At 62.1% G+C, this 12,644-nt stretch carries 15 protein-coding genes; 9 read left to right on the forward strand and 6 right to left on the reverse strand.

Annotated features, from left to right (window positions below; all coding sequences use genetic code 11):
- The first annotated feature begins 28 nt into the window (after window positions 1–28).
- Complete coding sequence (locus QOU61_RS20565) at window positions 29–631, forward strand: hypothetical protein (protein WP_289653029.1); 603 nt, start codon at window positions 29–31, stop codon at window positions 629–631.
- 63 nt (window positions 632–694) lie between these two features.
- Here QOU61_RS20565 and QOU61_RS20570 read toward each other — a convergent pair whose 3' ends face one another.
- On the reverse strand, window positions 695–1,843 hold the full coding sequence (locus QOU61_RS20570; RefSeq protein WP_289653030.1) for an ABC transporter substrate-binding protein: 1,149 nt from the start codon (window positions 1,841–1,843) through the stop codon (window positions 695–697).
- Between the two features lie 167 nt (window positions 1,844–2,010).
- Between QOU61_RS20570 and QOU61_RS20575 the strand changes: the two genes are divergently transcribed.
- Window positions 2,011–2,760 carry a hypothetical protein gene (locus tag QOU61_RS20575; protein WP_289653031.1) on the forward strand — a complete coding sequence of 250 codons (750 nt, stop codon included), beginning with the start codon at window positions 2,011–2,013 and terminating at the stop codon, window positions 2,758–2,760.
- A gap of 109 nt (window positions 2,761–2,869) precedes the next feature.
- Here the strand turns inward: QOU61_RS20575 and rpsU are convergent, their stop codons facing one another.
- Together rpsU and QOU61_RS20585 are read right to left on the reverse strand one after the other, a co-directional pair.
- A complete protein-coding gene (gene rpsU / locus QOU61_RS20580; RefSeq protein WP_289661626.1) occupies window positions 2,870–3,148 on the reverse strand; it encodes a 30S ribosomal protein S21 in 279 nt (92 codons plus the stop codon).
- 388 nt (window positions 3,149–3,536) lie between these two features.
- Entirely contained in the window at window positions 3,537–4,697 is a 1,161-nt protein-coding gene (locus QOU61_RS20585; RefSeq protein ID WP_289653032.1) for a sensor histidine kinase, read from the reverse strand.
- 76 nt (window positions 4,698–4,773) lie between these two features.
- On the opposite strand from QOU61_RS20585, the gene QOU61_RS20590 reads away from it, so the two are divergent.
- Window positions 4,774–5,115 carry a response regulator gene (locus QOU61_RS20590; protein WP_289653033.1) on the forward strand — a complete coding sequence of 114 codons (342 nt, stop codon included), beginning with the start codon at window positions 4,774–4,776 and terminating at the stop codon, window positions 5,113–5,115.
- A gap of 164 nt (window positions 5,116–5,279) precedes the next feature.
- Window positions 5,280–5,444 carry a hypothetical protein gene (locus QOU61_RS20595; RefSeq protein ID WP_502876799.1) on the forward strand — a complete coding sequence of 55 codons (165 nt, stop codon included), beginning with the start codon at window positions 5,280–5,282 and terminating at the stop codon, window positions 5,442–5,444.
- Window positions 5,445–5,713: 269 nt separating this feature from the next.
- Here QOU61_RS20595 and QOU61_RS20600 read toward each other — a convergent pair whose 3' ends face one another.
- Window positions 5,714–6,136, reverse strand: a complete 423-nt coding sequence (locus QOU61_RS20600; RefSeq protein WP_289653035.1) for a hypothetical protein — start codon at window positions 6,134–6,136, stop codon at window positions 5,714–5,716.
- A gap of 365 nt (window positions 6,137–6,501) precedes the next feature.
- Between QOU61_RS20600 and QOU61_RS20605 the strand changes: the two genes are divergently transcribed.
- From QOU61_RS20605 to QOU61_RS20625, 5 genes are all read left to right on the forward strand, one after another.
- Window positions 6,502–6,771 (forward strand): hypothetical protein, encoded by a 270-nt coding sequence (locus QOU61_RS20605; protein WP_289653036.1) that lies wholly within the window; start codon window positions 6,502–6,504, stop codon window positions 6,769–6,771.
- Window positions 6,764–7,066 carry a hypothetical protein gene (locus QOU61_RS20610; RefSeq protein ID WP_289653037.1) on the forward strand — a complete coding sequence of 101 codons (303 nt, stop codon included), beginning with the start codon at window positions 6,764–6,766 and terminating at the stop codon, window positions 7,064–7,066. Before QOU61_RS20605 ends, QOU61_RS20610 begins: the two co-directional genes overlap by 8 nt.
- Before the next feature lie 28 nt (window positions 7,067–7,094).
- A complete protein-coding gene (locus QOU61_RS20615) occupies window positions 7,095–7,373 on the forward strand; it encodes a DUF1488 family protein (RefSeq protein ID WP_289653038.1) in 279 nt (92 codons plus the stop codon).
- A 458-nt stretch (window positions 7,374–7,831) separates the two neighbouring features.
- On the forward strand, window positions 7,832–8,038 hold the full coding sequence (locus QOU61_RS20620; protein WP_289653039.1) for a hypothetical protein: 207 nt from the start codon (window positions 7,832–7,834) through the stop codon (window positions 8,036–8,038).
- Between the two features lie 226 nt (window positions 8,039–8,264).
- Window positions 8,265–8,417 (forward strand): hypothetical protein, encoded by a 153-nt coding sequence (locus tag QOU61_RS20625; protein ID WP_289653040.1) that lies wholly within the window; start codon window positions 8,265–8,267, stop codon window positions 8,415–8,417.
- A 43-nt stretch (window positions 8,418–8,460) separates the two neighbouring features.
- Here QOU61_RS20625 and QOU61_RS20630 read toward each other — a convergent pair whose 3' ends face one another.
- Together QOU61_RS20630 and QOU61_RS20635 are read right to left on the reverse strand one after the other, a co-directional pair.
- Window positions 8,461–8,982, reverse strand: coding sequence for a GDSL-type esterase/lipase family protein (locus tag QOU61_RS20630; protein ID WP_289653041.1), 522 nt, complete (start codon window positions 8,980–8,982; stop codon window positions 8,461–8,463).
- A gap of 131 nt (window positions 8,983–9,113) precedes the next feature.
- Window positions 9,114–12,479, reverse strand: a complete 3,366-nt coding sequence (locus QOU61_RS20635; RefSeq protein WP_289653042.1) for an ATP-binding protein — start codon at window positions 12,477–12,479, stop codon at window positions 9,114–9,116.
- Window positions 12,480–12,644: the final 165 nt, after the last annotated feature.

Genomic DNA, 12,644 nt, shown 5'->3' on the forward strand with positions numbered 1-12,644 from the left:
GCCGCGGGAGTTCAGACGGAGTAACTCCATGCATCTCGCAGTCGTGAGCGGCTCCATGCGAGCCGCTGTCATCGTCGTAGCGATCGTGGTGGTGGCAAATCCGTCGCATGCGTCGAAGTCCTGCATGACGCAGGCGGAGGCGCGCGCGCAATTTGCCACATCCCATCTCTACTGGCATGGATCGGGCCATTGCTGGGACGCGACGCCGCCCCGGCACGATCTCGTCCGCCGCGTCAGGCCGAAGGAGCATCGTGAGGCCCAGCGCGACACCGAGGAGGCCAAACCGCCCGCGCCCAGGTGGCGCGAGGCGATGTCGGAGATGCTGCCGGCCGAGGCGGTGTTCGGGCCCCCGGTGCTGCCAGCGTCGCCAGCGCCCCCGGTCGTCGATGCGGACGACCCGCCGCTTTCGCGCGCGAACTGGCTCGACCGCTGGGTGGATATCGCCCAGACCGTGCCGCTGGCCCTGCTGGCGCGGGGTCCGGAGCCGGCCGATCCCGCACCGGCGGCTGCGCCCAAGGCCGAGCCGCTGGTCACGACGACCCGCGTGATGCTGACGTTTCTCTCGCTCGTGCTGGCGCTCGCGATCGTCGAGCTTCTGTTCCGGGCGACGACCCGCGAAGGCCGCAGATAGGCTCGAAAAAAGCCGCCGGCGTGATCGCCGGCGGCCGCCCGATCGTGCACGGATTGGCAGCGGCTACTTCATCAGCCTGAACTTCCCGCCCTCGACCTTGATCAGGAACGCGGTGCGCTCGTCATAGCCGTTGTGGTCGGTCGCGCTCATGTTGGAAAGGCCGTTGTTGAGATAGACGTCCTTGCCGCGCTCGAGCTCGTCGCGCAAGGCGGCGCGGAATTCCGGCGTGCCGGGTTTTGCCGTCTTCAGCGCGCCGGGCACCGCCTTCTTCAGGAGCGCGATCGCGTCCCACAGATGCGCGCCGAAAATATTCGGCTTCGTGCCGTTGGCGCTTTCATAGGCCGAGATGAATTCCTCGGTCGCGCGGCGGAACGGATCGTTCTGCGGCAGGTCGGGAGCGATGGTGAAGGCCTCGCCGGCGAACACCGCGCCCTCGACATCCTTGCCGCCGAGCTTGATGAATTCCTCGGTGGCAACGCCATGGGTCTGGAAGATCTTGCCGGTAAAACCCTTCTCGCGCAGCGCCTGCTGCGGCAGCACGGCGGGCGTGCCGGCTGACGCGACGAACACCGCATCGGGACTGGTCGCGATCACCTTGAGCGCCTGGCCGGTCACGCTGGTGTCGGCGCGCGCATAGACCTCGTGCGTGGTCACGACAAGCCCGAGCGTCGGCGCGAGCTTGCTGACCTCCTTGTAGTAGCCTTCGCCATAGCCGTCGGAGACCCCGATATAGCCGAGCGTCTTGACGCCCGACTTCGCGATGTATTTCAGCATCGCGGAGGCCATCAGGTCGTCATTGGGCACGACCTTGAAGGCCCAGTGCCGCTTGTCGTCCATCGGCTGCACGATCGCGGTTGCGGCCGCGAGCGAGATCACCGGCGTCTTCGATTCCAGCGCGACGTCCAGGATCGGCATGGTGACCGGCGTCAGCGACGAGCCGATCAGGATGTCGACGCCTTCCTGGATCACCAGCCGCCGCGCATTCTGGGTGCCCTTGGTGGGATCGGACTCGTCGTCGAGCGTGATGTAGACCACCTTCTCCCCGCCCATCTCCTTCGGCAGCGCCGCGACCGTGCGGATCTGCGGTTGCCCGAGCGCGGAGCCCGGCCCCGAGGCCGAGACGATGATCCCGACCTTGATGTCGGCTTGCGCTGGCATGGCACCGAGCGCGAGCGTTGCGGCGACGCAAAGCCCGCCGAGACCGATTTTCATTTTCAAGTTCCTCCCCATGTTGCCGTCGAAGGCTGGCGAAAGGCCCGGCCTCGCCGGGTTGCCTCGTTTTCCGGCAGCCGGCCAGCCGCGTCGGGCCTCCACGTTTTGCGAGGAAACCAGAGCCGCCGCCGCTCGACAAGTCGACCTAAGGACGGTACGAATTGCCGATGCGCCCTCGCAAGTCCACCCTTGCCGCGACCACTCTTTTCCTTGCGGCATCGTCGTTCATGGCAGCCGATGCCGGCACGGTGGTACCGCAGGCCGCGGAGGTCCACCGCCCCTTGCCGGTGCGGCCAATCGTCCTTGCCGGCGACGATGAAGAGAATTTCGACATCGACCTGATCGTCGGCCTGTCCGGCAAGTGCCCGATACTCACCATCGCGGGGCAGCCGCTCGGCTGTCGCGCCGTGAAGTATTTTCACGGCCAGGGCGGCCGCGCCTATTTCACCATCGCGATCGACGATCCCACCGACGGCGCGCATATCGTTTCATTCTCGGGCGACAAGGCACGCCGCGACGGCGACCGCTACGAGCTTTCGGTCGACCAGATGCTGCTTAATTCAAAGGACCGGCCCAAGGTCAACGGGCTGCGCGCCCCGCTGGTCGAGCCGTCGAACGGCACCTGCAAGCAGGTCGGCGACATCGAGAGGAAGCAGATCACCAGCATCGCCTGCCTCGCCACCGACCAGAACGGCAGGAAATACGAGCTGCAGTTCCAGGCCGACGACGGCCCGGTGACCGTGCAGCGGATCAGCCAGGCGCCGCTGCAATCGATCAAGCGGCGCGAGCGGCTGAAGGCCCTGACTGCCTGCCGACGCAAGGCGAGGGACGCGCAGATCCTGCGGCGTGACTCCACCACCTATCTGATCCAGTGCATGGAAGAGAGCGGCCAGCCTCCGACCCCCGACGACCAGTGACGCGCCATCGCCCCCGCGTCAGCACGGCGCCACGGACGCTCCATCTCGATGAAGCCCCGCCGCTATCGAGCGCCGGAAGGCCGAAGTCACAATATCCTATGAATCGCGTCTAGACTGTTGGCACGCCGGTGGTCGCGGGCAAGGCTCGCTTGCGCGCCGGAAGCTCTCGCTTCGGCGGCGCCGGGATCAGTCCTTCGCGTATGGCCTGCTTCCGCGCAAGTTTGCGGGCTCGACGCACAGCCTCGGATTTTTCGCGGGTCCTTTTTTCCGATGGCTTTTCGTAGGAGCGTCGCCGCTTCATTTCCCTGAAGACGCCCTCGCGCTGCATCTTCTTCTTCAGCACGCGGAGCGCCTGGTCGATGTTGTTATCGCGGACAAGTACTTGCAATGTCGTTTGCTCCGATCGGTTGATACAAGCCCGAGCCAAAAGCGTGCGCGCTCGCACCGCGCAAAAAAGCGCGACTTTGTTCTGTTCAATCCGACGATGTCTTTGGAAAAGGGTCTTTACGACCGATCTACAAGGCCCAAGGCCAATCGAAGATGGAAAGCTATACACTTATTTCGCGGATGCAAGGTGCGTTTCGCCCCCCGGACGATAGATCCGCCCTCCACCAGGGCGTGCGCCCCTTCAGCTTGAACCAGCCGAAACCTGGGAGCAGGCAGCGGTTCCACCGGCGTCGGTGGCCGAGAGACGTTGCGCTCCCGCCTGCGCTGGGATGGCGACCGCGGGGCACGCGTCGGATGATCAAAACCGTCGTCGACGAACCACTCGAAGATCACCTTGCAAGGTTGGCCATCGGAAAATTCATCGAGACCACCAATCCTTCTGGAAGCCAGTGGCAGACCATGTGTCCGCCATGCCTGCTGATCGTGGACTCGACCAGCGATGTTCCGAACCCCTTGCTGGAGGGTTTTCCGACGACGGGGCCGCCGAGTTCCTTCCATTCGATGGAGAGGCTCTCACCGTCGACGGACCAGCTGAGTTCGACCCTCCCTTCCTCCCTGCCAAATGCGCCATACTTGGCAGCGTTCGTTGCGAGCTCGTGGAAGATCAGCGCCATGCTGTTTGTCGCGTGATCTCCAAGGCTGACATGTGGTCCGTCCATGGAGGCCCGTTCGTATGGGCGAAGCACGATTTCCATGACCTCACGAAGACCGACACTCGGGAACTGGCCATCCGCAAATGCCCTTCTTACGAGCTGGTTGGCTTCTGAAAGCGCGTGCAGCCGGCCCGAAAGCTTGTTCACCAGATCTTCCTTGGTATTCGAGGTTCGGGCGGTCAGGCGCAGCATGCCGCCCGTGATCGCAAGCAGGTTCTTGATCCGGTGCGCCATCTCCCTCGTCAGCTGCTCCTGCTCGGTCAAGGCGGCTTGCAGCCTTTCCTCCGACTGGACCATGCGCAGGGCGACGGCGGAGAAAGCTGCCAGTTCGGTCAATACCCGCGCATGTTCCTGTGAGAAGTGTTGGCTTTTGGACGCGACAACCCAGAGCGTGCCGACAGCTCCGGTTTCGTCCGGCTCCCTGAGCCGAAGAGGCACGAGAAGCACTTCTGGAACCGAGATGCCGGCATCGCGAATCCAGTCATAGACGGCCTCCGGGTGCTTCATCAGCACCGGCTCGTTGTTCGCAAGCGTGATGCCGCACGGGCTGAAATCGAACGGCGTTCTCATGCCTTCAAAAGCGGAAAGCGATCCGTGAAGAGCGAACCAGCGAAACTGCCTGTCGCGATGTTCGAGAATGGAAATTCCGGCGGAATCCGCCCCGGTGGCCTCCATCGCGAGCCGGACGAGGCGAGGCAGCACCTCGTTCGGATTGTTGGCCATGTCATGGGCGAGATCGCGAAAGGCCAGCTTCTCGCGGAGATAGTCCGGAGTGGCGGAGCTGCGCTCGGCGAGCTCGTTGGTAATGATGATGTCTGATATTTCGGGCGGCAGCATTTTGATGATCGCTCAGGAACTTATGCCGCCGACAGCACTTTAAACATGTTAAACCCTTTTCGCCCGGAGAGAGCAGTTGAGAATACTCCTCGTCGAAGACGAGCCGCTCGTTCTCATGGATATCGAACTTCAGCTGCACGAGGCAGGATACGAGGTCATTTCGGTATGCGATGCGGACAGTGCGATCACGGTGCTCGCTGACGGCACGATTGATGTGGTCTTAACCGACATCGACATGCCCGGTTCCATGGACGGTCTTATGCTTGCTGAGGCGGTGCGGAGCCGCTGGCCGCCCGTCGAGATTGTGGTCATGTCGGGGAAGCGACGTCCGGCGCGCGAGGACCTTCCGTTACGGGCTCGCTTCATCGAGAAGCCTCTTCATACGGCAGACCTCCTCAACGCCGTGAGTGTGTGGTGAAGGAACGGCCTGGGAAGAGATAACGTCGACGTCACTGTCTCGCTCGCTTGCGGTTCCGTGCCACGGGCGCGCAAGTCATCGCGACAGTCAGCCTGAAAAAAACGAGGGGCACCGCTATTCAAATGGAGAGCCAAATGTCCCAGCGAATACCAGCGAGCCGCGTTGTGCTCGAAGCCAACAGGGCATTCAAGTCAACTCAGCCGGAAACGACCGAATATGAAAAACTCCAAAGAGCCTTTCACGACAATCGCGAGCGGCTGAAGTCGGAGCGCCTGGCGCGAGAGGCCAATGCCACCAAGCGCGGCCGCAAGACCCGCCCTTCCTCCTGACCTTGACCGACCTGGCGTCGGACCTGGCGTCGCCCTTTGCTCCGGCTCTCTAACGGTCCCGCGACCGGCCGGCAGGTGGATTCGGACGCGCCTCCAAGGTTCCATCAGTACGCCGGATTGCCCGCCTTGCGCGGCTACCCACGGCAAACAGTGAGGGCCCCGCCCCTTCTCCAGTTCCAGCAAAGGATCGGAATCCGCAGGACCGCGCAAACGCTGCGGTCGCCTGTGCAATCACGTTCGGGAGCCGATCGTTGACAGACCGACCGGAGCTATTTCTTCCTGTCTGGCGCGAAGCTCGGCTGCCAGGTCGCCGCTTTCTGGCTGGGTGCCGCGGCAATGACCTTGATTTTTTCCTTCTTGGGTTTCTTGATTTCCCGGTTACCCCGCCGCTCGCCCTTGTTGGCCATGCCGGTCTTCTCCTGTTTTTCGAGACGACTGAATTCGTCTGGCAACAGGACCTGCCCGCGTGGAGTGCAGATCCTAACGTCCATGTAGCCTTGTTGCAGAAGCTCCCTGGCCTTCCTTAGCGCGGCCGCCGCCGTGACGCGGCCGAGATTTTTGCGAGACCCTTCGTGGTCGCCGCCGACCAGGTATTTCAGTTGCATCCGCCTCGCGCCGGCGCGACCTCGTTGTTTTGGCGCGTTTTCCTTGGGCGAACCGGTACCCGTTTCGCTGGAAAGCGCTTTAGGCATGGAACACAGCCACCGCGATCACGACAACAACAAGTAACAGCGGGACGATGACGGGTGGCACCATCCATTCGGCCATGCGAGATTGCCGCAAGGAAATGCTCCTGCTTCTATGCGGCGGGAGCGCGCGGGCCCTCAGTCACCGGTGAATGCCGTCGGAGTTGCGGTGATCGCGAACCCTACGCCGCTATTGCCACAATAGCGAGCGCTAAAGCGTCTGGTACCAGCCGCGGCAGAAGCACGCAGCAAGCAATCAGGAACCGCTCGTGCTCGGCGCGTGGCAAGAAAGCGATGGCTATTGCGGGTGAACGGGCGCATGCTGAGTTCCGGGCAGCGCCAGCGCTGGCATTGGTGAAAGGCAGGCGCGCATGACCATCCGCTCGCGACGTGAAATCGTCACCTTCAGACATCCGTTCCGGATCAGAGGCATCGATCGCTTGCTGCCTGCCGGCGAGTACGCCGTCATTACCGACGAGGAGACGATCGAGGGGCTTTCATTCGAGGCATTCCGCCGCATCGCCACCATGATCATCGTGCCGGCAAGTGGCTCGCACGGGCTTGCGACCGAAATGGTCTCGATCGGCTCGGTCGATCTGGCCGACGCCCAACGCATTGACGCAAGCGTCTCCGATGTCTGAGGAGCCATTCGACCTCGACAGTCATCGCGGCTTGGCGGCGCAGAAGGCGACCGACATCCGCCGTGCGCTGGCGGAAGTTGAGACACATGCCAGGGACCTGCGCGAACGGCAGGCTGCACTGGAAAGTGGCCTATTGTCGATGGTCGCGACGTCATGGCCGGAAGCGGCCGCCAAGGCGCGCTACGTGCTCAACTTGTACGCTGCGGCGCTGCCGCCGGAAGATACGCGGCATCGCGATCTCGTCGCGGCTATCCTGGAGGATTTTGCCCGTCTCACCGCGCAGGGTGAGCCATGATCATTGCCGCGTTGAAGGAATTTGTCACATGACGCTCACGCAAGGCCGCTTCATCGGATACGAATACGACAGGATGATCGTCCTGTTCTCGATGCTCGACGATCGGAGGGAGATTCCCTGCGCGATCTCCACCTCCGCCATGGACCAGCTGGAAGGCGCGGTGCGCGTGCAAGCAAGCCAACGCGAGGCGCAGTTCATGCGGCTGCGCGAGCGCATCGAAGCCTGCGCCGACGGCAAATACCGGGCGACCGAGCTCGAGGGCACGCCTCCGGGGATCATCCTGCGCAGCATTGATTTCCGGAAATAGCAGCAACCTTCCCCTTCGTGCTTTTTGACGTGCGCCGATGCGTTTTGGGTGTAGGCTATCGGGTATCACCGCTCAGTCATTGGCATATATCGGTGACTGAGAGTGTTGTGCTCCCGCCACAAGCAGGGAGTGCTACATGCCAGACGCGCAACTCACCAACAAACTCTCGGCTCGCGAAACCGTGCGCCCACGGTGTCCGCTGTGCCAAGGCCTTATGGAAGTCCTGCATGTTGCGTCAGGAAGACCAGGCTTCGAGCATTGGACCTTGAGGTGCAGGAAATGCGGGCTTGTCCATCAAGCACAGGTCTCCGCAGATCCAATCAATTCCGAAGCACTGGCCTGGTGCGACGGCGAGCTGAAGCCACCCCGATAAGGGCGAATCTGCCCGACTTCCCTCGTTATTGCCGGCGAATGAGCGCAGCATTCCCAGCAAGGATATCCGACCAAGGAGGTTGCGCGTGAAACAAGATGTCTACAACAGCAAGGGTGTCCACGTCGGCCTCGTGATCGGTCCAGCCATTTTCGATCTCTCGGGGAAGATGCTGTATGAGCTCAAGGGAACAAAAATCTACCGGGTGTCCGGTGAATTGATTGGTCATCTGTATGACACGAGCGTTTCCGAAGGGCTGCGGCTCGACAAGGCGGCTGATCGGCTATTCGCGTAGCTTCGACGCACGGCGCTAACGGCGACGGTTGCTTGTGCCGTTTACTTATTTTCCCGGCCCGAATTTTTGTAGGCTTTTTATACGGAAGCTGCGCGCGCCGAACGTGATGTAGCAGGCGAGACAGGCTGAGGTCATAAGTCACATTGAATTAAGCTGCCCGGGTTACAGTTCACTCGGACGAATCAGGGCCCGGGGACTTATGAGACAGGCACGGAAATCGGCGAACTTGCCGCGAGAAAGGGCTGCGACAACGGCCAGCGACGACGAATGTATCGAGCGGCTGGCCTTGCTCATCGAGCACCAGGACCAAAACAAGCTGCACGAAATCGTCGCGCTGATTGCCCGCCTGACGGCTCCGATGCAGATCGAGTCGTACTGAAAATTTCAAGAGCCCCAATCGGCGGCCTCGCGGACCGCCGATGTCAATTGATCAAGGGCAGCAATTGGCTGGCGAGATAGCGTTGTCCCGCCGCGGTCAGATGAATGCCATCCGGCAGAACCATGCCCTTCCCTCTGGCGGCCATGTAATAGGGAGCCGCGTCGATCACACGAATGTTCCGCGCCTTCAGCCGTGCGACAATCTCGTTCACCCCGGCCCTCGCCTGCTCGGTCGTTGCGCCGCGACGGACATCGTTTCCGCCAATCAACAGGATGACGGTGCGCGTGCCCTGGGGCACGGCGCCGTCGAGCCTGCTCAGCACGCCTGAGGTCGTGTCGCCGGAGATCCCTTGGTTGCTGACGGAATAATTCTTGCCGTTGGCGTGGAGCATCGCCTCGAGCTGGGACGGGAAAGCCTCGCCGGAAGAAACCCCGTAGCCTTGAACGACGCTGGCACCGAGCGCAACGATTTGCGCGTGAGAAGCGGGAACGCAGGCGGCCTGGGAAACGAAAAAAGCAACAGCCCAAAGAACAGCTTTCATCCAGTATTGCGTGGAGCGATTCACGTCTTCCCCCAATTTCGAAAACGCGCCGAAACCTCAAATTCGGCAGCAGACGTCGGCGTCCGTCCGACCGATGTCCAGTCTACCGCCGACAGTCCACGCGACAAGGGCTCTCGGCTTTGCCGGACGTCCCATCAACGTAGTTCGTCGAGCAGCATCCTGGCATTTCGCAGGTCGCTCGTGTCGAAACCTTCGGTGAACCAATCGCGGACGGGGCCGAGCAGGTCACGCGCCGCTTGTCGTTCGCCCTGATCACGCAGGAGCCGCGCCAGGCTCATGGACGAGCGCAGTTCCCATGACTTCGCCTGCTGCGCTTGCGCAAGCGTCAGCGAGTGCTCGAACTGCGCTTGCGCTTTCGCCACGTTGCGCTGCGGCGACTTGAGCTCGATTTCACCGGCGACGCGATGAACTTCGGCCTCGCACCACCTCTCCTTCGTCGCCTGCATGGCTGCCATTGCGTTGTCGATGCAACGCCAGGCATCATCGAACTGGCCCGAATCTGCATGGGCGATTGCCAGCATGAACTCCTGCTCCGGTGTGAATATTGTGGATCCGGCCGATCGCCACAAATCGATGCCGGACTTGACCATCTCGACTGCTTTGGCTTGCCCCGTCAGGGTCAGGATGTAGCCGCGCCTCAGCACGCCCTCCGCCTTCCGGAACGGCGCACTCTTCTCCTCCGCCAGGGCAACAAGCTCTTTCAGAAGCCCGTTCGCCGCGTCGTAATTCCCGCAGTAGGTGTTGACAAGAATTGGGAAATTCATCGTAAACATCAACGTGGCGGCATGGTCGATCTGGCGCGCTTCCTTGAGCGCGCCGTCTGCATCGTTGAGCGCAGCCTCAGGGTAACCGAGCAGCCACAAGGCCATTGAACGAAAGCCCAGGCAGGTCACACGGAGGTCCTGGCCAAACCGGGTGATCAATCGCCGGTGCTCGGCAGGGCGGTAAAGGGCGAGCGCTTCATCGTAGTGCGCTCGAGCCTGAACGATGTCCCCCACCAGCGCCAGCGTGCTCCCCATGGTGCGATGTCCAACGATGAGTGGCACCACCGTCCCATCCCTGTCGTCAAATTCCAGAAACCGCGCCGCGAGCTCCCGCGCGACGTCACCGTCGAAGCATATGAAATTGACGATCCACTGGCCAAACAGAGCTGAAAGCAGCAACGACGTATCATCGGGAGATTCGCCGAGACGTTCCGCCTGCTCGATCAGCGCCCCTACCTGAGCCACGGCAGCCTTGGTTTCGGGCGCGCCATACCCTTTGACATGCATGAGCGTGTTCATGAGCGCGACTTGCAGAATAATCTGCTCGCGGCGCAGATCACGCGTGCTGGGCAGGGTTGCGATCTGCGCCAAAGCCTGGCCGAGTTGTTCTGCTGCTTCGGCCAGCGCCGAGCGGTCTTGCGATCGCTGTCCCGCCCTGCCCCATAGGTGCGCTGACTTCTCGATCAGGTTGGCCTTTGTGCAGTGACGCGCCAGCAGCTCCGGCTGGCTCTCGGCGACCTCGGCGAACTGTGTTTCAAGGATTTCGGCGATACGCGCATGCAGTAGCCGCCTCGGCTCCCGCAGCAGCGTGCTGTAGGCTGCGTCCTGCACCAGCGCATGCTTGAACAGATAGCTCGCATGCGGCGGGGTGCCCTGTCGAAACAACAGACCAGCCGCAACGAGCCGGTCGAGATTGGCATTCAATTCGGCGTCCGGCTTTCGCGCGACCGCAGCCAGCAGCATGTGGGAAAACTCCCGGCCGATCGCCGCTCCGACCTGTGCGACGTCCTTCGCAGGGCCGAGCCGGTCGAGCCGCGACATCAGCGAGGCTTGCAGGCTTGCCGGGACCGCCGCCACGGACTTCGACTGACGTGCGACCGGCCGCTGCATCTTGCTCTCCCCCTCCGCATCCAGCACCGCCTTGGTCATTTCCTCGACGAAAAGTGGAACGCCATCGCTGCGCTCGATGATGTCCTGGCGGACGCGCGTCGGCAGCGAGCGGCTACCGACGACTCCCTGGATGAGGGAATCGATTTCACGCCGCACCAGGCGATTGAGCGTCAGTGCGGTCACGTGTGACCGTCCAATCCAGGGCGCGCTGAATTCCGGCCTGAAGGTAACCAATATCAAAAGCCGCGGCCTCACGGCGAGATCCACCAACCGGGCAAACAATTCGAGGCTGGTTGGATCGGTCCAATGCGCATCTTCTAAAATCATCAGCACGGGACTGATCCGCGCCAACGCCTCAAGCTGCGAACAAAGGGCTGCGAGCGTTTTCTGGCGTCGAAGCTGTGGCTCGACCTCGACCGGCGGGTAACGTCCATCGTTGGATAGCGACAGCAGTTCGGCAATCAGGGCCGCATCCTCGGGCGATGTCGAGCTTTGCGCCAGCAGCGCGTCGAGCTTGTCTAATTTGGCCTGCGGGCTGTCATTGTCCTCCAACGCAGCCGCACGCATGAGCTGGCTAATGATCGGATAGAGTGCGCTATCAGTATGCTGCGGTGAACAGACATAGCGCAAGCGGATGTGCGGCTCGCGCGCAAGTTGTTCCAACAGTGCGAAGGTGAGCCGCGATTTTCCGATTCCCGCTTCACCGGAAATCAGCACCACCTGACCTTCGCCGACCTTGGCCCGCGACCATCGTCGAAGCAGCAACTCAAGTTCTTCTTCCCGCCCGACCAGGGGCGCCAGCGCACTCGCGCGCAGCGCTTCGAATCTGCTTGCAACCGCACGAGGTCGCACTGCCGCCCACGCCCGCACGTCACCCTGAATGCCTTTGAGGGCTGCTGTCCCAAGGTCCTGTAGATCGAACAGATTTCCGAGCAGCTTCCGGGTGCCATCAGCGATGACCACCGTGTCGGGCCGCGCGATCGCTTGCAACCGCGCCGCCAGGTTTGGCGTTTCGCCCACGATATCGTGTTCCTGATTGTCGTCTGACCCGATCAGATCTCCGACGATCACTACCCCGGTCGCTATGCCGACGCGGATCTGCAGAACGACCGGAACCTGGAGGGAAGATACCGCCGAGACCAGCGCCAGTCCGGCCCGTACCGCGCGCTCGGGATCATCCTCATGGGCCTCGGGATAACCGAAATAGAGAAGAGCGCCGTCGCCCATATATCTTGCCACGAAGCCGTCGAAGCGCCGTACGGTTTCTGCGATGCATTTCTGGTAGGCCGAGATGATGTCTCTCAAATCTTCGGGGTCCATGCGCGCCGAAAGCTCGGTCGAACCGACCAGGTCGACGAACATCACCGTAACTTGACGGCGCTCCGCGACGTCGGCGGTCTTTGGGGCCGTCGGAGCCGCAGGAGGCTCTGGCGCGGCCTGCGCCGCGGTCGCAGGCTCGTTGATGGCCGCAAGGATCTTGCGCCGGTGCCCGAGCGGAATGCCGATATCCTTCAGGTCTTGATCGGTCAGATGGGGCAGTACGGAGACGTCAATTTCATTTTCGGCAAAACGCTGCGCGTATTGCCCGAGACCAAGTCGCTCAAGCCACTCGGCGATCTGCTGCACATCGCCTCCCGATCTACAGGCCTCAAGCTCAGTACCGCAGGATAGACAGTTTATACTTTTTGCGAAGCAGATATAGCCGGCTTCGTGCCCCGCAGCGTATGTCCGCAGCAGGTCGGCTAGGCCACCGGTCGCCCAGAACTTCATATTGCACGGCCTGGCGCGGGT

The organism is Bradyrhizobium sp. NP1, assembly GCF_030378205.1.
Classification (GTDB): domain Bacteria; phylum Pseudomonadota; class Alphaproteobacteria; order Rhizobiales; family Xanthobacteraceae; genus Bradyrhizobium.

Excerpts from the sequence above, each read along its gene's own strand:
- QOU61_RS20565 (WP_289653029.1), top strand. The coding sequence starts at position 29 with ATGCATCTCGCAGTCGTGAGCGGCTCCATGCGAGCCGCTGTCATCGTC.
- QOU61_RS20600 (WP_289653035.1), bottom strand. The coding sequence starts at position 6,136 with ATGCCTAAAGCGCTTTCCAGCGAAACGGGTACCGGTTCGCCCAAGGAA.
- QOU61_RS20570 (WP_289653030.1), bottom strand. The coding sequence starts at position 1,843 with ATGAAAATCGGTCTCGGCGGGCTTTGCGTCGCCGCAACGCTCGCGCTC.
- QOU61_RS20585 (WP_289653032.1), bottom strand. The coding sequence starts at position 4,697 with ATGCTGCCGCCCGAAATATCAGACATCATCATTACCAACGAGCTCGCC.
- QOU61_RS20610 (WP_289653037.1), top strand. The coding sequence starts at position 6,764 with ATGTCTGAGGAGCCATTCGACCTCGACAGTCATCGCGGCTTGGCGGCG.
- QOU61_RS20615 (WP_289653038.1), top strand. The coding sequence starts at position 7,095 with ATGACGCTCACGCAAGGCCGCTTCATCGGATACGAATACGACAGGATG.
- QOU61_RS20605 (WP_289653036.1), top strand. The coding sequence starts at position 6,502 with ATGACCATCCGCTCGCGACGTGAAATCGTCACCTTCAGACATCCGTTC.
- QOU61_RS20575 (WP_289653031.1), top strand. The coding sequence starts at position 2,011 with ATGCGCCCTCGCAAGTCCACCCTTGCCGCGACCACTCTTTTCCTTGCG.